The sequence below is a fragment of the uncultured Mediterranea sp. genome (assembly GCF_902493215.1).
GTDB lineage: Bacteria > Bacteroidota > Bacteroidia > Bacteroidales > Bacteroidaceae > Bacteroides.
In genome coordinates this window covers 1-22,075 of sequence record NZ_CABUOL010000002.1, presented here as the reverse complement: position 1 = coordinate 22,075, position 22,075 = coordinate 1, and the positions used below count along the sequence as shown (strand labels likewise).

At 46.7% G+C, this 22,075-nt stretch carries 15 protein-coding genes; 3 read left to right on the top strand and 12 right to left on the bottom strand.

What is annotated here, in order from left to right; all coding sequences use genetic code 11:
* Positions 1–590: 590 nt before the first annotated feature.
* On the top strand, positions 591–869 hold the full coding sequence (locus tag RDO88_RS01330) for a HigA family addiction module antitoxin (RefSeq protein WP_307757649.1): 279 nt from the start codon (positions 591–593) through the stop codon (positions 867–869).
* Positions 870–891: 22 nt separating this feature from the next.
* Here RDO88_RS01330 and RDO88_RS01325 read toward each other — a convergent pair whose 3' ends face one another.
* The 4 genes from RDO88_RS01325 to phnX form a co-directional block, all read right to left on the bottom strand.
* Positions 892–2,247 (bottom strand): MATE family efflux transporter, encoded by a 1,356-nt coding sequence (locus tag RDO88_RS01325; RefSeq protein ID WP_307757841.1) that lies wholly within the window; start codon positions 2,245–2,247, stop codon positions 892–894.
* Positions 2,248–2,382: 135 nt separating this feature from the next.
* A complete protein-coding gene (locus RDO88_RS01320; protein ID WP_307757648.1) occupies positions 2,383–3,426 on the bottom strand; it encodes a L,D-transpeptidase family protein in 1,044 nt (347 codons plus the stop codon).
* Positions 3,427–3,564: 138 nt separating this feature from the next.
* Complete coding sequence (locus RDO88_RS01315) at positions 3,565–4,653, bottom strand: 2-aminoethylphosphonate--pyruvate transaminase (protein ID WP_307757647.1); 1,089 nt, start codon at positions 4,651–4,653, stop codon at positions 3,565–3,567.
* A gap of 43 nt (positions 4,654–4,696) precedes the next feature.
* A complete protein-coding gene (gene phnX, locus RDO88_RS01310; RefSeq protein ID WP_307757646.1) occupies positions 4,697–5,491 on the bottom strand; it encodes a phosphonoacetaldehyde hydrolase in 795 nt (264 codons plus the stop codon).
* A gap of 322 nt (positions 5,492–5,813) precedes the next feature.
* Here phnX and RDO88_RS01305 point away from each other — a divergent pair, with 322 nt between their 5' ends.
* Both RDO88_RS01305 and RDO88_RS01300 read left to right on the top strand, forming a co-directional pair.
* Positions 5,814–7,754, top strand: a complete 1,941-nt coding sequence (locus RDO88_RS01305; protein WP_307757645.1) for a heavy metal translocating P-type ATPase — start codon at positions 5,814–5,816, stop codon at positions 7,752–7,754.
* Positions 7,755–7,761: 7 nt separating this feature from the next.
* Positions 7,762–8,205, top strand: a complete 444-nt coding sequence (locus tag RDO88_RS01300; RefSeq protein WP_307757644.1) for a transcriptional repressor — start codon at positions 7,762–7,764, stop codon at positions 8,203–8,205.
* Positions 8,206–8,254: 49 nt separating this feature from the next.
* Here RDO88_RS01300 and fucP read toward each other — a convergent pair whose 3' ends face one another.
* From fucP to RDO88_RS01260, 8 genes are all read right to left on the bottom strand, one after another.
* Positions 8,255–9,565 carry an L-fucose:H+ symporter permease gene (fucP, locus tag RDO88_RS01295; RefSeq protein WP_307757643.1) on the bottom strand — a complete coding sequence of 437 codons (1,311 nt, stop codon included), beginning with the start codon at positions 9,563–9,565 and terminating at the stop codon, positions 8,255–8,257.
* 90 nt (positions 9,566–9,655) lie between these two features.
* Positions 9,656–11,092, bottom strand: a complete 1,437-nt coding sequence (locus tag RDO88_RS01290) for an FGGY-family carbohydrate kinase (protein ID WP_307757642.1) — start codon at positions 11,090–11,092, stop codon at positions 9,656–9,658.
* An 18-nt stretch (positions 11,093–11,110) separates the two neighbouring features.
* Positions 11,111–11,749, bottom strand: coding sequence for a class II aldolase/adducin family protein (locus RDO88_RS01285; protein WP_307757641.1), 639 nt, complete (start codon positions 11,747–11,749; stop codon positions 11,111–11,113).
* A 30-nt stretch (positions 11,750–11,779) separates the two neighbouring features.
* Entirely contained in the window at positions 11,780–13,555 is a 1,776-nt protein-coding gene (gene fucI / locus RDO88_RS01280; protein ID WP_307757640.1) for an L-fucose isomerase, read from the bottom strand.
* Between the two features lie 84 nt (positions 13,556–13,639).
* Positions 13,640–14,623 carry a GntR family transcriptional regulator gene (locus RDO88_RS01275; RefSeq protein WP_307757639.1) on the bottom strand — a complete coding sequence of 328 codons (984 nt, stop codon included), beginning with the start codon at positions 14,621–14,623 and terminating at the stop codon, positions 13,640–13,642.
* A 369-nt stretch (positions 14,624–14,992) separates the two neighbouring features.
* Complete coding sequence (locus tag RDO88_RS01270; protein WP_307757638.1) at positions 14,993–16,663, bottom strand: family 43 glycosylhydrolase; 1,671 nt, start codon at positions 16,661–16,663, stop codon at positions 14,993–14,995.
* Between the two features lie 124 nt (positions 16,664–16,787).
* Entirely contained in the window at positions 16,788–19,007 is a 2,220-nt protein-coding gene (locus RDO88_RS01265) for a hypothetical protein (RefSeq protein ID WP_307757637.1), read from the bottom strand.
* Between the two features lie 37 nt (positions 19,008–19,044).
* The gene (locus RDO88_RS01260; protein ID WP_307757636.1) at positions 19,045–22,002 is read right to left on the bottom strand and encodes a LamG-like jellyroll fold domain-containing protein; all 2,958 of its coding nucleotides are present in this window, start codon (positions 22,000–22,002) and stop codon (positions 19,045–19,047) included.
* Positions 22,003–22,075 lie beyond the last annotated feature (73 nt).

Genomic DNA, 22,075 nt, shown 5'->3' with positions numbered 1-22,075 from the left:
ATAGTTGGCGCGCTGAAGTCCATAGTTAGCCGCCTGAAGTCCATAGTTAGCACGGAAAACATGCCTTGTCAGGAGGCAAAACATTGCTTGTTTGGGGGCAAAAGGTCGTATGTTTTGAAGGAAAAGATTGCCGGAAAAGCGGAAGCAGTCGGCATGCCCGGCCCCAAGCGCCGCTTTGCCCGGCTTAAAGCATTGCTTTACCCAGCTTAAACAAATGGTTTACCCAGCTTAAACAAACGGTTTACCCAGCTTAAACGAATGGTTTGCCCAGCTTAAACGGACACTCCGAACCAGCAACGGACAGGAAACGGTGAAAACAAAAACACCTTCTGCCTGCCGGTTGTGAAGGCAGATATCCAACAAAGGCATCTCTCACACCCCGAAAAACAAAACTCCTCACAGAAACGTTTCACGCTTTCACAAGTCAAAAAAAACATCTGATACAAAACAAGATACGGTGAAAGATATGGTTTCACAAGAGTGAAAGAGGGAAAAACGACTCACAGAACTTACGAATTTCAAGGTATCTCACTAACTTTGTATTTGCAAGGAACAACGAGCCTATGAATATCGAATTTTAAAATGAATTCTTGGCAAAACCTTATCATAAGGAAGAATTGGAATGCAGAGGCATCAAGCAAAAGGAGTTTGCCCCAAAATTCAATCTGCCCTATTCTGCATTGAATGAAATTTTGAACGGCAAGCGGCCGATAACAACTGAATTTGCCCTCCTACTGGAAGCTGCATTGGGAGTCAATGCCGATTTGCTCGTCCGAATGCAAACGGACTATAACATGCAGATGGCACGCAAGAATGCCTCTCTCATTGAAAAGCTGAACAACATAAAGAAAATTGCAGCTGTTCTATAGCTACGGGATGTAGGCTCCACCGTCAGGATACAGCCGTGAAGACCGTCCGCTTCATCCGCCGGTAAACGTAGACAAAGGCGGGAATGAGGAAGGCGTCGGCAAAAATCCAGGCAGTGGGATCACCGAAGCAGACGGCCAGATAGCCCCACGCAGGTACTGCAATGACGCTGACCAGGATGCGGGCAATCATCTCGGACACGCCCGAAAGCATGGCCAGGTTGGTAAAGCCGGAACCCTGGATGGTATAGCGCAGAATGCAGAGCACGCCCAGCACGGGGAAGAAGCAGACAGCCGTATGGAGGAACAGCACGGCGTCTGCCAGAATCTCGACCTCGGAGGCATCGACAAACAGCCGGACAAACATGCGCGAACCAGGCATGAGGACACAGAAGGTGAAGACCCAATAGACCATCATCATCAGCGCACTGGACTTCACGCCCTGCCAGATGCGCTGGGGCTTGCCCGCCCCGTAGTTCTGCCCGGCAAAAGTGGCCATAGCGATGCCCAGGCTCTCGAAGGGACACATGAAGAACATCTTGATGCGGATGGCAGCCGAATAGGCGGCCACGCAGGCGGTACCCAATGCATTGTTGGCACTCTGGAGCATGATGCTGCCGATGGCGGTGATGGAGAACTGGAGTCCCATGGGCACACCGATGGAAAGCATCGTGCGGGCCAGGCGACTGTCAAAGCGGCGTTCGGCCGGCGTGGTGCGGAGAATGTCGAAATGGCTCATCATGTAGAAGTAGCACAGGACGGCAGACACGCCCTGGGCCACCAGCGTGGCAATGGCGGCACCGGCCACCCCCCAGCCCAGCACGAGGATGCAGAAGAGGTCGAGCACGATGTTGAGCACGGTGGAGAAGAGCAGGAACCAGAAAGGCGTCTTGCTGTCGCCCAGCGCACGGATAATGCTGGACAGGAGGTTGTAGAAGAAGGTGCAGGGGATGCCGATAAACGTGACCAGCAGATAGGCATAGGCGTCGCCGAAGATGTTTTCCGGCGTGCGAATGAGGCGCAAAATCCAACCGCAGAGCAGGGCGGTAACCACTGCCAGCGACAGGGACATGACCGCCGCCAGCTTGAGGCTGACCGCCACATAACGGCGCATGGTGACGTAGTCGCGCGCGCCGAACTTCTGGGCCACAGGAATGCCGAAACCTCCGCAACAGCCGTTGCAGAAACCCAGAATCAGGAAAACCACCGATGTGCTGGCACCCACCGCCGCCAGCGGATTGATGCCCAGAAACTTTCCGACGATGGCAGCGTCGACCATCGAATAGGTCTGCTGCAACAGGTTGCCCATCAGCAAAGGCAATGCAAAATAAAAGATTTGCGGCAGGGTGCGTCCCTCCGTCATTTCCACCGACTTGGCCATGTAAATATCCTCCTGAAAATCGGGCACAAAATTAGCAAAAAAAGAGACGAGGGCGAATTGATTTATGTCAAAATAGCATAAGCCGCCTCCCATCGGAACGAGACGAAGCGGCTTGGCCAGACAGAACTCCGGCCACTATTCGATGACCACCACAAGAGCCTGTTCCACAGGAGCCCAGTCGAACACAAACTTGGAGTGGGACGTAGCGTTGCGCACACACATGTGCGAACGAGGCGTAGTGCCCAGCGACCAGCTGTATTCTACCATCAGCGTATCGGGCACATTGACCGGCACTCCGTGGATGTAGGCACCGTTGGTGAAGCGGCTGGCATAGGGAGCATAGCCGCCCGTAGCCGTGGATCCGTCTTTCAGAAACACCATGCGCGTCTTCTTCTGCTGTACAAGGTACATGCCGAGGGGAGTCTCCTGTGCATAGGGAGGTGCATGGCGGCCCGTCGTGGCAGGATTCATGCTGCGTATCTTCCATGCACCACGTCCAGTCCGTTCCAATGTAGCGATATTCTGGTCGCGCCGGTCAACAAAGATGACGTGGTGAAAGACGGTTGTGTCGGCCAGGGATTTCAGGTAGCGTTCGGGCACCAGCCACTCTTCCTCGAACGTAGCCGGAAGAATGCGGCAGAAACTGCCTTCGCGCCCCAACAGATAGGCGATGGTACCGTCGCGCCCGTAGCGTTCGGGGGTCAACGTGTCGGACAAGAGGTAAAGGGGAACAGACTGGTAACGCTCCACCCCCAGCGTATCGGCCACGCGGCGATAAGCATTGCGCACGTAGCGGCGCACCAGCGGGGCTTCGCTGTTCAGGTTGCGGTAGTTCTGCAACACCACCCAGCGCACCGAGTCCTGCTGCATGTTCTCGATATAGGCCAGGCACTTGCGCACCACTTCCCACTTGAAGGAACGGACCGTATCTTTATAAGGATAGACGTCGTCCAGAGTATATTGGTCGTACAGAAATTCCTTGGTCAGCACAACGTCGGAAACCTTCAAGAGAGGCTCATCGGGCAACAATGGCTCCGCATCGGGCGCCGGCACCGTATCGGGCAACGCCTCCGACTCCTGGGACACCAAGTTGCTCCTGCCGACGGCCTGTACCTCCCGCCGTCCACCGCAGGACACCAGCAGGAAAAACATCCAAACGATACAGATAAAACGATTCATGACAAATATGCATGGTTTGACGAAACAAATATACGGATAAGAAACCATACAAACAACGTTTCCCGCCTTTTCCGTTGCCCAAAGACAAACGGAAAAGACGGGAAAGATCAGGCTTCTGCCTCATGGCTCCGCCCCTGTTCAATAACGGCAACTCCGTATGGCTTCAACCAGCCTTCTGAAGTCATCGGGATATACGTCACCGATATTTCCGATACGGAAGGTATCGGCCTGCGAGATTTTTCCGGGATAGATAACGAAACCTTTTTCCTTGAGCTGCGCATAAAAGCCCTTGAAATCGAAACCGGCATGCGGATACAGGAAAGAGGTGATGACCGGCGACTGTATCTCGTCGGGCAACAATGTCTTGAAACCCAGCGAACGCATGCCGTCTACCAGTACATCGTGGTTTTCGCAATAACGGCGGTAACGGGCCTCCACCCCTCCCTCGGCCTTCAACTCGTCCATGGCCTGCTTGAAGGCACGTACCACATGAGTAGGAGAAGTGAAGCGCCACTTGCCATGGCCTTTCTCCATCGTTTCCCACTGGTCGTAGATGTCGAGCGACAACGACCGCGACACCCCTTTGCAGTGCATCAGCTCCGACTGGCGGGCAATGATGAAACCGAATCCGGGCACACCCTGTATGCACTTGTTGGCACTGCTGATGAGGAAGTCGATGCCCAGCTCCTGTACATCCAGCGGCACACCGCCAAAACTGCTCATTGCGTCGACTATCAGTTTCTTGCCATACATCTTGACCAGGTGTGCAATCTCTTTCAAGGGATTCAATACCCCGGTAGTGGTTTCGCAATGCACAACGGCCACATGGGTAATGTCGGCATTGTGGGCCAGGTAATCGTCCACATAAGTTACCGAAACCTGCTCCGTCTCGTCAAATGCCAACATATCGTAACGGATGCCATGGTATTCGGCAATGTTACCCATGCGGTCGCCATAGGCTCCGTTGCTCAGAATCAACAGTTTGTCATTGGGTTTGATTACACTGCCGATGACCGACTCCACACAATAGGTACCACTTCCCTGCATCAGGATGGCTGTGTACTCGTCGGTATGTGCCGTAGCCAGTTCTACCAGCGACTTGCGTATCTCTTGCACAATGTGGACATTGTAATCTTCATCCCATGTACACCAGTCGGTCATCATGGCTTGTTTCACTGTTTCGGTCGTAGTAAGAGGACCGGGAGTCAAAAGAATATAAGGTTTCATGATTCGTTCAATATTTTATTGTAACCAATAGAGTTGTCATTTACTATTTTTCATTCATCTGCCGGTTGATTTCCGCAATAACGGTATCCAGTTCATCCATGCTGTCGATGACATAATGGGCTCCGGCTTCCAGCATCCGTCTGCGTACATCGGCTTTCCGTTTGTCCAACTCTGCCTCCGGCATAGCTTCCACTTCGGCACGCGTCAACGCCAGTTCATTGCTGCCGAGTACAACACCTACCGTCCAGACCTTCGCATGGACACCTTCGCCGATATCGGCCAACGTATCACCAACCTTCACTACACAATCGGCCGAAGGAACTGCCAGACGAATCATGTTCTGATAAATCATGTAGGGAGCAGGACGTCCTCCCGGAAGTCCGTCGGAGGTCACACAACAATCCACCCGATATCCCTGAGCCTGTGCCGCGGGGATTACCAGTTCCATCATCTGGCCCGTATATCCGGTGGTAGAACCAATTTTGATACCCTGAGCACGCAAACGGCCCACCGCTTCAACCACACCGGGAATAGGAGTGGCATACCGGCTGAGTGTATCGAACAATATCTGCTGGAAAGCCGCATAACGTCCCTGTACATCCTCCTCATTGTAATCGCGACCAAACTTCTGACGGAAAGCGGCTGACACATGTTCCAGCGCGAACAAGGCACGTATCTCTTCGATTTTGGTCAATCCCATATAACGACGGGTATCTGCAGCACTGACAGGTACCCCGATTTCGTTAAAACTCTCTACAAAGGCTGCCACCGGAGCAAAGCAACCGTAATCTACGGCCGTACCGGCCCAATCAAAAATCACACATTCTATTTTCTTCATAAATCAAAACTATAATTATATTCCTATTTTTCAACAAGACGGCCACACATCTTTTCCAAAGAAACGGCCTATCATATTTTTCCGGCAACAAAGATAAAGCAGACAAACGATGTAAAAAATGAATTTTCATTATTAATAAGGCGTCTAGACACCCGATTTATTATGTAATATTAATTTGATATTAATGCAACAGCTTTATCACAGATTATTCCCGGGAACTATGCGATTTTGTTTTTCCCGAATACATGCCACACCTTTGCAACCCAGTTGCATCCCATAAACCATACCTTTGCAGTAAAAAACGATAAAAAGAGTCCAAAAGATGAGTTGCCAATGTTGTTCGCACAACCATGTGCAGACTGCCTGCTGCAGACAAAAGGGATTAATTGCAGAGTATGGCCGGATGATACTGTCGGGCCTGTTACTGGCCGGAGGTATGATTCTACAAGCTACCGAAATCAGCTGGTTCCGGCAGAACGGGTTGGAAGCTTTCTGGTATCTGGCAGCCTACCTGCCCGTAGCACTGCCTGTGTTGAAGGAAGCCTGGGAAGGTCTGTCCCGACGGGAATATTTCAACGAGTTCACCCTGATGTTTATTGCCACCGTAGGTGCCTTTGCCATCGGTGAGTATCCCGAGGGAGTAGCGGTAATGCTTTTCTACTCGTTGGGAGAACATTTCCAGGACCTGGCTGTCAATAAAGCCCGGCGGAGCATTAGTGACTTGCTCGACATCCGCCCCGAAAAGGCATCCGTCATCCGTAACGGTCAGACGGTAGAGGTACCGCCCGAAGACGTGCACCCGGATGAAGTGATTGAAATAAAGGCAGGTGGACGGGTACCGCTCGACGGAATCCTGTGTAACGAAAACGCCGCCTTCAACACGGCAGCTCTGACCGGCGAAAGCCTGCCCCGCGACATCAGAAAAGGTGAAGAAGTGCTGGCTGGCATGATTTCGACCGGACGGACAGTGCAAATCCGCGTCACACGTCCCTTTGCCGACAGTGCCCTGTCACGTATCCTACGCCTGGTGCAAGACGCATCGGAACGGAAAGCACCGGCCGAACTGTTCATCCGCAAGTTTGCCCGTATCTATACACCCGTCGTCACCGGGCTTGCCGTCCTCATCGTACTGTTGCCCTGGCTATGGTCACTGTGCAGCGGGACGTTCACCTATCTCTTCAGCGACTGGCTCTATCGTGCACTGGTCTTTCTGGTTGTCTCGTGTCCCTGTGCATTGGTTGTCAGCATTCCGCTGAGCTATTTCGGAGGAATAGGAGCTGCATCCCGTCAAGGTATCCTGTTCAAGGGAGGCAACTATTTGGACGCCATCAGCCACATCAATGCCGTTGTCTTCGACAAAACAGGTACCCTGACCCGAGGCACATTCGACGTACAGACCTGCACTCCCTTACCCGGTATCGACGAGACACGCCTCATCCGGTGGATTGCCTCAGCCGAACAATACAGTACCCATCCGCTTGCCGCAGGACTGATCCGCTACGCACAAGCCCGGCAAATAGAATTATTACCGGTTACAGAAGTCGAAGAACTGGCCGGCTGTGGCATACGGGCCACTGTCGGAGGACAAACAATATTGGTGGGAAATACCCGCCTGCTGGAGCATGAAAACATCATGTATCCGCCTGCCCTGCGGGAAGTATCCGAAACCGTCGTGGCATGTGCTGCCGGAGGCAGATATGTCGGTCATCTCACTTTGGCCGACACCTTGAAACCGGATGCCAAACAGGCCATCGACGAACTGAAAGCTTTAAATATCAAAAATATTCAGATGCTATCGGGCGACAAACAATCCATAGTCACTACCTTTGCACAGCAACTGGGCATTGAGCAGGCATACGGAGAACTGCTGCCCGAAGACAAGGTGAAACATCTGGAAGACTTGCAGCTGGACAAAACCTGTCGTGCAGCCTTTGTGGGCGACGGCCTCAATGATGCCCCGGCACTGGCTCTGAGCCATGTAGGCATTGCCATGGGGCAATGGGGAAGCGATGCCGCCATTGAGACAGCCGACGTCGTGATACAAACCGACCAACCTTCGCGCATAGCCATTGCCATCCGGGCAGGACGACAGACACGGCACATCGTCTGGCAGAACATCCTGTTGGCATTGGGAGTAAAGATGGCAGTGCTGGCATTGGGGGCAGCAGGGATGGCCACCTTGTGGGAAGCAGTGTTTGCCGACGTAGGGGTAGCACTGCTTGCCGTGCTCAACGCCATGCGGATACAGAAACTGATAAAATAGACACTGAATGGAAGAAAAAAAATATTTGGAATTACTGTTCCAAAGAGAAATACAGCCTACAGCTATCCGGCTGCTGGTGCTGAAGACCATGATGCAGGCCGGACAATCCGTTTCGTTGGCCGACCTGGAAGACCGGCTCGACACGGTGGACCGCTCAAGCATTTTCCGAACCTTGACCCTCTTCCTGTCGCACCATCTCATCCATAGTATAGACGACGGAACTGGTTCGTTCAAATATGCCGTATGCAGTTCGTCGTGTTCATGCGAAGTGAACGATCTCCACACCCATTTCCATTGTGAAAAGTGCAACCGAACTTTCTGCTTCACCAACATCCCCACCCCAATGGTAAAACTGCCCGAAGGTTTCAGCCTGCACAGCATCAACTATGTATTAAAAGGCATCTGTCCGGACTGTGCAGCAAAGGAGAAAGCCCGCAAAGACCGTTCCTGAAAACGACACACGTCCGGACAGACGAACAAACAAATGAACAAAGGTACGCTTACCAACGGTTCTTCACCGTGCGGCAACCGTAAAATACAATCACCACAAAGCAGACGAACGGCAGGATGAAAGACAGATTGACAGCCGGGAAACCGGCAATTTCCTTCATATCAATGATAAGCGCCTGCAAAGGGGGCAATACGGAACCACCCAAAATAGCCATAATCAGACCGGCCGCACCAAACTTGGCATCTTCACCCAACCCCTTCAACGCAATACCGTAAATGGTAGGGAACATCAAAGACATACAGGCAGAAACGGCTACCAGTGAATACAAGCCGTAGATGTTTTGCAAGAAGATGGTACCCAGCGTGAAAACACCTCCCAATACAGCCAGAATCATCAGCAAACGACCGGCATTCAGATAACGGAGAATGAATGTACAGACAAAACGGCTGATACAGAAAATGACCATCGCTACAATATTATACTGCTGGGAAAGAACTTCGGCAGCTTTCTCTTCCATACCCTGGGACATGAAGAGACGGGTACCATACTGGATGATAAAAGTCCAGCACATAATCTGCGCACCGACATAAAAGAATTGGGCGATAACACCTTCACGATAACGGGGCTGGGTGAAAATACGCTTCAGAGTCGGTACGAAATTGATATCGTGGTTCTCTTCGCCGTTCTTGGGCATCTTGACCAGACGGATGACAATCAGCATAAACAAGATGACCAAACCGATAGCCAAATAAGGAGCTATCAGCACGCTGAGGTCGCTTTCCTTGATAGCCTCAAACTCCTGCTCGTTGAGCAAGGCACGGTCAGCCGTATCCAAAGGATGAAGTCGGGCCTGAATGAAATTCATGGCCACAAACATACCCAGTAACGATCCCATCGGATTGAACGACTGGGCCAGATTCAAACGACGCGTAGCCGTCTCTTCGGTACCCATGGAAAGGATGTAGGGATTGCAACTGGTCTCCAAAAAAGACAAACCGCAAGTCAGAATGAAATAGGCAATCAGGAACGGATAATATTCCCCCGTCATCTTGGCCGGGAAAAACAGGAAGGCACCGAAAGCATACATTCCCAATCCCAACAGGACACCTGCCTTATAAGAATATCGCCGGATAAACATTGCGGCCGGAAAAGCCATGGCAAAATAACCGCCATAGAAAGCAACCTGAACCAAAGCTCCGTCGGTAGCGCTCATACGGAATATTTTGGAAAAAGCCTTCACCATCGGGTTGGTTATGTCGTTGGCAAACCCCCATAGAGCAAAACAAGAGGTAATCAGGATAAAAGGAACAAGATAGCTGACGCCATCTTTACTCAAAATAGATTCTTTTTTGTGTTTCATGGTTTCATGAAGTAGTTTAATCAACAAATTCTTTTCTGCGGACACAAATATATCACAAAAGCTGCAAATATCGTACTTTTCAACTTTTTTTCACTTATTTCGAGGATAATACATCTCCGAACTGAAACTCCGCATAACAATCTCGCGCAATTCCTGAAGTCCGTTTACCTCTCCTTTGGCCATAGCCTGCGTAAGAATATTACCAATGGCTGTTGCCTCAACGGGGCCCGTCTGAACGGGGATACCAAGCGCATCGGCTGTCAGCTGATTGAGAAGCCGGTTCTGCGAGCCTCCTCCAATAATATTCAACTGGCTGACCGGAGCAGACAGAAAGCCGTTCAAATGGCTGACTGCATCCTTATATTTCAAAGCCAATGACTGTAGCACACACTTCATCATTTCCGCTTTATCGCGCGGTTGCTGTAAAGCTTGTTCCCGGCAATAATCAAGAATAGCCGCCTCCATATTCTCCGGATTCATAAAACGGGCGTCATCCACCGGAATACAGGTCGTGATAACAGCAGATTCGGCTTGCGGGATAATCACATCGTAAGTCTGCTCTTCACCACGTTGTTTCCACTCGGCCATCAGACGCTGTACAATCCACAGACCTGTAATGTTCTGCAGGAAACAGATACGTCCTCCCACACCGCCTTCATTGGTAAACTGAGCCACCCGGGCCTCTTCCGTCAAAATCGGTTCATCCAGCTCTACACCCAGCAACGACCAGGTACCCGAACTCAGGAATGCCACCCTTCCGTCTGTTACAGGAACAGCAGCCACCGCACTTGCCGTATCGTGTGAACCTACGGCTATAACGTCCACCGGACCCAAACCTGTTTCACGTGCGATATCCTCGGACAAGGTACCCCGTACACTTCCGGGAAGCACCACTTCGGCAAACAGTTTTTCCGGTAACCCCAAGGCACGGACTGTATCCATCGACCAACAGCGTCGGCTGGCATCCAGCAATTCAGACGTAGAAGCGATACTGTATTCCGTATTCGCCACTCCCGTCAGAAAATAACTGAACAGATCGGGCATAAACAATAATTTCTCAGCAGCCTCCAGTTGTGGATCACCAGTCTCTTTCATGCTATACAGCTGGAAAAGTGTATTGATAGGCATCACCTGTATACCCGTATCGAGATAATGCTTGTGGACATCCAACAGGCTGAAAACCTTTTCGGGCATTCCTTCCGTGCGATTGTCACGATAACAGACCGGGTTACCCAACAAGTTTCCATTCTTGTCGATCAAGCCAAAATCGACACCCCAGGTATCAATACCGATTCCCTTGACCGTATAACCACGATTGGCAGCCTCCTTCAGGCCGTTCTTCATTTCAGCAAAAAGAGCCGGGAAATCCCAATAGACATGTTTCCCCAGCTTCACCTGACGGTTGGGGAAACGATAAACTTCCTCCAACTCCAGTTTCCCTTGACAAAGGGAGCCGGCGATTACACGCCCGCTCCCTCCACCAAAGTCTACTGCCAGATAAGTATTCTTAACGACAGAATCTTTCATGGTTTCAAAAACAACTGTTTATTTGGTTTTCTTGCCCAGCACATAAACTTCCAAATCTTCTATTTCAGCAGGTGTCAGCACATCGTAATTGCCACCCGAACGGATGATGATCTGACAAGCCATCTCGAAGAACATGGCACGCTCGAAAGCCTCATCAAAATCCTTGCCGCACACTACCTGTCCATGCTTGGCCAACAGAACAGAATTATGGTCGCGCAAAGCTTCCACTACACCGGCAGCCAGTTCCTTGGAACCGGGACGGTAATAAGGAACTACCGGAATCTCGGAACCAACATGGCAAGGAATTTCGGCCGTCACATTGAAATTGGTCGGACGATTCTTCATACAAGCTACAGCCGTTGCATATTCCGACTGGAAGTGCAGAACAACATTTACATCGGGACGTTCGCGAAGCACACCCAGATGAAAACCGCTTTCCATCGAAGGTTTCACACCGTTTACAGAGGTTCCGTCGGCTATATTGCAGATAGCCACATTCTCTCTTTTCAGAGAAGGTACCCATGAACCGGTACCCGAAATCAAAGCCTGATCACCGATTCTCCATGAAATGTTTCCACTGCTGCAGATGGTAAGCCGCACATCACCACAACGATGAGCCTGGGCAATAAATTCCTGAATTTGTTCTTCTGTTATCATTGTTTTTCTGTTTATTTGATTATTAAATTATTACTTATAAATAGGACCATAGGTAGCACAAGCACGATAATCGGCACCTTCCTTATCCATACCAAAGGCATTCCAGGCAGCCGGACGGAAAATCTTGTCTTCTTCAACATTGTGCATGCAGACAGGGATACGGAGCATAGAAGCCAATGTAATCAGATCCTGACCGATATGACCGTAGCTGATAGCGCCGTGGTTGGCTCCCCAGTTGTTCATTACAGAATACACATCCTTGAAAGCGGGCTTGTCGCACAGACGGGGTACGAACCAGGTAGTAGGCCATGTCGGATCGGTACGCATATTCAGTTTCTGGTGAATTTCAGGATCGATATCTACTGTCCAGCCTTCAGCTATCTGAAGAACGGGACCGAGACCTTTCACCAGATTCAGTCGCATCATCGTGACAGGCATGCCACCTTTGGAAAGGAAGTTGGACGAGAAACCACCTCCACGGAAGTAATCACGGTCGGCAGGATACCAGGTTGTAGCCTTCAGGCAGTTGTCTACATCGGCTTCGGTCAGGTTCCAAGGCTCTTTCATCACAGGATTTCCGTTCTCATCAACCGACTGACCGGAACCGTCGAGTGTCGTAGCTCCAGAGTTGATGAGGTGAATAATACCATTGGCTGCAAGACCGGTCAGTTCCTTACCCGTAACACGCTTCACAGCTTCAGGGCTCCAGTAAGTACGCACGTCAGAGAATATCTGAGCGCGGTTAGTCAACAAATGGCCGAACAGCATGGCAATGCCGTTGCAGGCATCATTTTCTGTAGCCACCACAAAAGCCTCACGGATACCGTTCCAGTCAAAAGAAGTATTAAGCAATGCTTCGGGATAGTCACCGTTAGGATAGAAGTCTGTCCACTGACGCTGTCCCTGGAAACCGGCAGCAATTGCATTGTGTCCCAAAGCCTCTTCCTTGAAGCCCAGTTCTCTGAGTTTCGGATTTCCTGTCATCAGGTCGCGCATGATAATCATCATCTTTACTACAAACTCCCAGTCGGCTTCCTTCTGCTCGCGGGTCTTGCGCTTTTCAGGACGATTCTTGAAATCTTCACCTTCATTGACCTTACAATACTTTTCTGTCCAGGCCATTGCCTTGGCATATTCTTCCGGATCATAGATTCCTTCTGTCATACGGCGGATGATTTCGGTCAAGTCAACCGACTCGTTACGCATACCCAAGTATTCCTGGAAGAAATCCGGATTGACAATGGAACCGGCGATACCCATGGATACACTTCCCATTGACAAATAGGACTTTCCGCGCATGGTAGCTACGGCCTGGGCAGCACGGGCGAAACGCAAGATTTTTTCTGCCACATCGGCCGGAATAGTATTGTCGTCCAAATCCTGTACATCATGTCCGTAAATACCGAAAGCAGGCAGTCCCTTTTGGGCATGTCCGGCCAACACGGCTGCCAGATATACAGCTCCCGGACGTTCTGTTCCGTTGAAGCCCCATACGGCTTTCGGATAATAAGGATTCATGTCCATGGTCTCGGCACCATAGCACCAGCAAGAAGTTACAGTAATGGTAGAACCGACGCCTTCGCGTTCGAATTTTTCAGCACAGGCAGCACTTTCAGCCACACGACCGATAGTACCATCGGCAATCACACACTCTACAGGGCTTCCATCGCCGTTCTTCAGATTACTGCTGATCAGTTCGGCCACAGCTTTAGCCAAATTCATAGTCTTTTCTTCGAGACTTTCACGAACACCGCCCTGACGACCGTCGATGGTGGGGCGGATACCGATTTTAGGATACTTTTTCATAATTCCAAAATAATTGGTTTGACATATATATTTTTCTTCAAAACTACATCTGTACTGGCTTATACTGATTTAGCTAAACATAAATCAAAGTGAATTCCTCAATCTGATCTCTGTTGGCAAATACGTCTGCACCGGGTTTCCATTAAGGACAAAACGGGCAGCTTCATCTCCCATCTTCTGCCAGTCGATGGTCAAGGCAGTAATACCTTCATCGATGACTTCATAAGAAGGAATATCGTTATAGGCCAACAGGCCATAATCTTTTCCACACACCAAACCTTGCATCCGTCCCTGCTTCACAACCTTCACCACATCCTGCTGCTTAATGGCCAGATAGGCTGTTCCTTCCTTAACCTGCAACTGTTCCACATCTTCTTCCACAGCACATTCCAGATGAGTATCCTGACAATAACGAACAAAATATTCCACACTACTCTTCGGATGCTTCAAAGTACGGGGAAAGAGGAAAACGAACTTATGATATTTTTTCAGTTGACCGTTCAATACTTCTAAAGCCTGATAAAAAGCCCGATCAAAATCCTGACATACATACGAATAACGTTCTTTATCAAACTTACCGAAATCCAACAATAGCAAGCGGGCCGGATTGATCTTATTTAATGAAGTACTGAACTTCTCATTATCAAAATTCATCACGACATATTTGCTGTATTTTCCAACCGACTCGCGGACAATCGTATTGAACAGTCGTTCATTGTACTGGTGAAATAGCAAATCCACCTTATAATGAAGTGGCAGATGGCTCACAAAACTATTGTAAAGTGTCTCTTTAAAAGGAGTATACTGATCGAGCAGCAGCAAAACATTGGTCAACTGTCCGGTTACATAATACCCTTTTCGCGGAGTAGAATCAATCAGCCCACGTTCCTTCAAATCCTGAAAAGCTTTGAAAACCGTATCACGGGATACCCCATACCGTCGGCTCAGTTCATTGATAGAGGGCAGAGAATCGCCTTCCATGAATTCCTTCATGGAAATGGACTGGCTCAGCCGGTCTGCCAGCTGGGTCACCTTACTCGACTGTTGTCCGAACGTATCGTTTCTCATGGTGTTTTCTTTTTTTCAAGTTCAGGAATAAACTGTGCTGAACTATACTGATGCAAAGAAACACTTTTTAGAAATAAGGTGTATCATCGAAAGTGATGTTTTACAACATATCCATATATAAAAGACAAGGATTCTTGAGTTATTACCCTTCATAATAGAAAGACTACCTTCCATTAATAAGATAAGGGCATGACGATTTCCATTCATCGCCGCCCAATGGTATACAGCAAAAACGCCCGTTCATAAACAAAATGAACGGACGTTCCATATTTTCCTCCTTATAAATCACTGGATTTATGTTTCCCGTTATATTTCATTAATATTAAAAACTACCGGTAACAAAAGGAATCCAATTATACAATCCACTTTTTAATAATTCTTTAAAGTCGTGAAGCATTGCCCCACCCCATTTCCATTGAATGCGGTAATTGAAAAATAATAATCCCGATTTGCATCCAAACTACTGAGATCCACATGTGTGGAGTCACATGCAACCTGAATGCTATTATATAATTTGTCCGGAGATATGCCATAACGGATGATATAACCATCGGCTGCATCAACTGAATTCCAAGTCAGACGACATTTACAAGCATCCATAACATTCCGTTCTACCTGCAATGTCCGTATAGCCTCCGGTTTATCCCCATATCCCTTACCGAAAACCCGTATCTCACGTAATGATACATTTGAAGAAACCGTATAAGCCTTATTTTCCCATTTAATATAACGGGCATCGAAAGGTATTTCAAACTCAATATAATCATGGGGAGTATCTGTTTTCTTCTCACTTCTATCGACAATGACATACCAGTCTTTGCCATTTCTTGATGCACTGAGTACATATCCTTGATAAATATCAGGTACAAGGCCTTTCTGAGTGGCACCATATTCATCATAATTTATTTGTATTGCATGTATCCGGCAAGAATTCAACAAATCCACCTGTACCCACTCATTCTGATTGGAATCAGCAACCCAAGAGGTACGGGCATCCTCATCAACTAAGTTCTCAACCCGATAGTCTTCCTTCACAGAAGAAGCGCTGACTGGCTTACGAAATGACAATAACATCCAATCCGGCCGCCCTTTTCCCTTTCCATCAGTAGGCAAATACATGGGATAATCTCCAAAAGAGGTTTCTGAATACAGAAAACCATCCGAATCAAAATAAGTAGGGAAAAGAGAGAGACGCCTTTCAAACATATGCCGTACCGAAATGGAGTTTGTGGCAGCCTTCCAATAGTTGTTCCCGACTTGGAAAATACACCCGTGTCCCGCACCTCCGATAAAACCTCCCGGTTTATAAGAAACCGGATTATTAGCTACATAAGTAAATGGTCCTACCGGTGAATCAGCTACATAGGCTCCGTCTGCATACGTTTTCCATTCAGTCCCGGGTGCAGCATATTGCAAATAATACTTACCGTCATGCTCTGTCATCCAGGCACCTTCTATGTATGGTCTTCTGGACAATTCGTTATGTTCACCGGGACGTTCCCATCCATGTATCTGCATATCGCTATTTAAACAAGGTTGGGGTTTCCCTTCCTCTTCCAATGTTTCCAGATTCAGAACCGATACATAAATCGGGGCTATGGGAGAACAGCCATAATACAGATACAATCTGGCTCCTTCCACATAAAATGCCGGATCCCAATAAGACCATATTTCCTTAACCTTCTCCCATTGTCCCTGCTCCGGCTTATTTGAACGATAAAGCATACCCTTCCCATGGGTAGAACCTACATAATATACAAAATCGTTGTGGACAAAAACACCCGGGGCATAATCCTCTATAGGCAGTACAGAATCTGGAATGATAACATGTTCCCAGGAACAAAAATCAGAAGAATACCAGTATCCCGAAGACTTGGATGCAAATAAAAAATAAGAGTCCTTATATCGCACTACAACCGGATCGGCCGCTTCCCGAATCCCTTCGCCACCGTCAATCTTCATAAAACGATAATCCAAATTCAAGGGATTACAAAATGTAGTAGGGTGCATCTTTATCCGAGTCTTGATAGACTGTTCCATGCAGCTAGAGTACCATGACATAAGGAATATTACTGACAACCAATTAATTATGTTAAACTGTTTCATATATATATGTATTAATCAAGTTGAAACACATCACTATCTATAAATTACCTTCCTTGATTCATTTCATAATTTTATACGTCACCGTTTTCCCAGCCTTCACCTTTATCTTCTCATTCCAGTTCAAAAAAGCATTATCTCCCAATGGTTTGGCTGCCTGTTCACGATTCTCCGCCAATACAGTAACGACAGCATCATAAACTGTCGGATTAGAAACTCTTAATATAATCTCCCTATTGTTCTGCTTGACTATTTCAGCAATGACATGATCAAAAACATATAGTTCCGACAAATCTGTCCGTATATAAATTCCTGGAATTTCCATAGCCATCATAGCTCCATTGGTTTCATTCCATCCTGTCTTTCCACCATCACCTCGGGAGCCACGGCTGTCTGCATCACAATAAGTCAAACGTTCCGTAATCTTTCCGTTCGGTTGTACTCCTTCCGCGTGGGCATGTATCACATCGCGCAACAAATCAGCATACATAACTTTTCCTGTTGCACGATAAATTTTAAACAAAGCATCACCCGACTGCGTACAAAAACCGGGAGCACCATGCTTGTTTTGTGTACTAGCCCATACAGCACCTGTCAAGTTTGCTCCTAACTTAGCCAATGGAGCATCATCAGGTAATCGATAGGCAAAAGATACAATCCAGGTTGAACACAAATTTGCCAGATCCTGCGCCTGTTTCAAATAAACATTTCTTCCTGTTACTTCATACAAAGTAACCAAAGATGTAGTCAGTGCAATCGCGGTTTCCGAATCAGCATTCTGAAGGATGTCCCCACATCCTCCCGAAGTAAATCCTATCAATGCAAAGTCTTCATAATAGTCTGCTGCTGCCTCCTGTGCAATTTGTAAATAGATTGGACAATCAAAATACCCTGCAGCCAATGCCAAACCAGCTACAGCCATAGCTCCACCAGTCGTATTATATACTGCTATATCACCAGACTCAACATTCACATAATTCCCCCAAGTGTGATGTTTCTTCCAAGTACGAACAAAAGCATCAGCCAACAATCGCACCTGTTTTTCCCATTCCGGACGTATTACCGCTTCTTTCCCTTGAGACTTCAGCAACATAAATTGTTTAACCATCCAATACAAGACATCTGCATTTTTACGTGTCAACCCGATACCTTTCTGACGAGCCGCAGCGTCACGTGCAATGACATTTCCATCTGAGCCAAGTACATCGTAATAATATCCACTTTTCCCTTTTGCACGAGACAAGGCAAAATCGAATGTATTCATGACTTTACGTTCATGTTCAGAATCTCCCAATCCTAACATAGGATAAGTATTCATCAATCCTCCAATCCAACCATATGATATCCAATCGGCATTTTCCGGACAATAATACTCCCACTGATTACCTTTGTAGTAACGTTCATCTATATTCTTAACCATTCTGTCCAAAACCTCACTCATTGGCATCAGATTGCGAGGGGCTTCCGTCTGTGTATGTATTTTGCGATTTTTCATGAAGTTTGCCAATAGCGTAGGTACATCTTCACAATAAAAATCAATTTTTGTCACTTTTATAGTGATACGTTCTCCTTCTTTCACAGTAATGCCCTTATCCGGACTCTTGCTGAAACCTATAAATTCAGGTTTCTTTTCACGTACTCCCGGAGCACTGATAATGAACGAAGCATGAGCACGGTCACGACTTTCTTCCACAATCAATCCATAATCCAACACCTGACCATTCCATTCAAACCCTTGGTCGGTCAACAATATTGTCCCCTGTCGCTGTGCTCTTTTTAAATACGCTATAGCGGGAGTAGCCGCATTGTTTACCAATACTTCCAATCTAGATTTGGCACCGAATTCCGGAGATAACTGAGGAATCGGATTGGAAGTTAAAGCCAGTTCCTTCCGATAATAATCAGTCTTATCCAGTCCTGTCGCATATTCACGATTAACAATTCGCTGACGATTACCGTTATAAACAGAAGCTGGAATCATCACATAATTATCACTGCTCCACTGATCCTCATCAAAAGCAATTGCTACTCCTGCATTTTTCAAGTCATGACGAGCGGTAAAAGTGAATGTATACACTTTACCAAATTCCTTCTCTGCAGCCCACTGCTCAACAGCCCAATCATTCCCATTATCTTCACATTTCACCAATTGCGAACCAGTATAGGTACATTCCAATAATCGATATGATGAGCAAAGATCACGAGCATCAGGTAACCAATTTTGGGCTTCACACAGTAAATTAACCCACAACAATCCTGCTAGTATTCCAAACCTATTCATATACTTATTATTTTTCATTTATTATTCTTAATCTCTTTTATTCCTCTATCAAGAACCATAATGTACCCTGAGCCTTTACTGAAACTGGTAACAACAAATTTCCATCCTGATCCAAAACAACATTTTTTCTTTCACCAAACTCAGAAATGAGAGTCGCTTTCCTCTTTAACCCCGTATAATATAACGGCAAGCGCATTTGTTTCGATATATCACGATCTGTCGGATTAAATAGGACAACCATACCTTTATGCTTTATAAAAGGATTCACATGTAACATGCAATCCAGATCACGCCCAGTCGGACGTCCCACATGAATAATATCAGAAGTCAGGATATCACGATACTCCTTAAACCATGAAATCCATTTTGCTACCATCCGCTTTGTTTCTGGAGTATCATACAAACGTTTTCCACGGATAGTCAACTTACATCCGCTGGACAAATATTGAATCAATTGCTGTTCGTATCGGTCAATGTTCTTACACAAAGGTTCCAGGCCAACCCGAGAATCGTTCGTATAAAATCCGACTAACTGTAATGTCATCCATCCCATTGGAGGAATTTTATGCCAAGTCCCGTCATAAATGTATTGCCGCCCCAAAAGCAATTGTTGTTGCGGAGTCAAGTTAGCACTAGCTTCCCGATACCCCATTCCCGTAGCACATTGTCCATTCAAAAAATACCAGTCTGGAATAGGAATATACATACCACGACGTTGTAATTCATGAATAACCTCCACCTGGGTTTTCCATTGTTCCCACTGAGAATCTTCCAATCCACGATGATGAGGATGTTTTGTCGATGCACAAGGATCACCATGATATGGTCCGTCCATATTATAGGTCATAAATCCCGTCTTGTTAAAAAACTCCCACATTTTGGGATAATAAACATCTTTCCACTCGCTGGCAATACATACACTCTGACCAAACAGGCTACCAGGTTTTCCGGTTTCCGGATGAATGCAATCTACATCTTTCCCACGTCCTCTGGAAGCAACCTGCAGTTCATACCCCCCCATAACAATACCACGTTCTTTCGCATAATCTGCAATTTTTTTCCAATGTCGCACATAAGAAGAGTCCAAATTATCGTGACTAATTCCAGGCCATGCCATGATATCCAATTGCTCAAGCCCCAATTCAGCCATTTGATCAATAAAAGCCTTCAATTCTTTCTCGTCATGCGAAGTTATACCTCCACTTATCAGCGATTCGGTAACTTGGGGAGCCAATTTTTTGTACATTCTTCGATGTCCCAATGACTGCCTTTCTTTATCATCGCTATCATGAAGTAATTCAAACGTGGCATATGACTTAAAAGGAGTATCCGTACCTATTAAAACATTCGGCCCCATCGGTAACGTACTGACCAGCAGATTATGATGAGGAAACCCTAAGAATCTATCCTCTGCTTGATTGTGACTGGCCCACGTATTATACTCTTCATCCACTCTCCATTTAGTTGTGGATTCTCCCACATGATATTTCTTGGGAATACCATTATAATGCATCAATGCACTACCCCGCAAATCTGCATTCACCAAAGCAAACGAATAATCACTTTCTACATGCAGTCGATTCAATTGGTCCTGATTCACAGCCAGTACTTCTGTTTCTATTGCATTCAACATGACCTGTTTGTCCCCCTCATTAATAACTTCCACCCATTTGGCCATAACAGGAATACCTTGATAAATTTCATAATTAACCTTAACTACCAGATCTTTAACTGCAGGCATTAATTCAGTCGGTTTAAATGTCATAATAACCCTCAGTCCTTTCGGAGGCCATTCGGCAGCAACAGCATTAAATTTATGTTTCCAAGGATAACGTTTCACAGGCATACCAGTCTCCACCTCTACTAAAGTAAAAGCTTGTGAAGAAGCCTCTAACAACGGATACCACGATTCCAGCAAATACGAATACTCCGGTTGTTTTTTCAAACCTCCCACTTCATACCATACACTATCCACTTGGATACGAGCTTCAGGTTTGACAGCCCGTAAATATTCAGCCTCATCCGACAAGTTCTTATAACCCACACAAGCCAAATTATCTCCTACATAGAAAGTACGGGAAACCAATCCATTAGTAATGCGGAACATAACACTTTCTTTTTCTTTGGAATTCAATACTTGGAAGCGGCAACTATCCGCCACTTCATGTATCAACCAATCTTCCGATCGTCTTTCATCCATCCACGAATCCATCAGTTCCTTACCCCAACCTTCTTGTTTGATTTGAGTGATTAAACTTTTTTTCTTTTCATTCCAAACCTTATTCTGTTTCCTTATTTCTTTATTATCCAACAAAAAATCAGCATCCGGATTAAAGGAAGCATTCTGAAAAGTACTATATCGAACCTCATAGATTTCTCCATAAAACGAATCCGTTTCCTTATCAGATACTGCTAAAGAAAAATTTTCTACAAACTCTTTGGTTGGAACAAATCCTGCAGTTTTTTTCCCGTTAATCCATACAGAGCCTTTTCCGCCATCCAAAACCATAGCCAGATGCGTCCACACATCTTTGGCCAGTTCTCCTATTTCAGTTACTCCTCTTCCCCCCGAAACAAAATACCAATGATTATCTTTCTGTACTATCTGATAACCTTTTTCCCCATTTCCATTAGCTATCACAACCTGCATACGGCCAGAAGTATCCGTAGTACGTGCCTTCACCCAGATTTCCATAATCTGATTCCAAGAAGGATTCCCTAATGCATTTTCCTGCCGATATCCGTCATTTTGACCATTAAATAAAATACAACCTTCACCTTTCATTATTTTATCTCCAGGAGCATCGGCATAGAATACCGGTTTTCCTATAGCAGTCAACATACCTGCACCGTCCAAAGGCTTCAATTTCTCTGGAGCAACTGCATATGTCACATTCCCCGATTTACCAAAATTATAATGAACAATAGTTTTCACTTTAGCATTTAATATCTGATAAGTCCCAATTAAAACCAATACTAATAATATCTGCTTCATTTTTATAATAATTCAACAATAAATCGATAAGTTATCGAACCTTCCCACCACATACTAAAATTTGTATTCCACA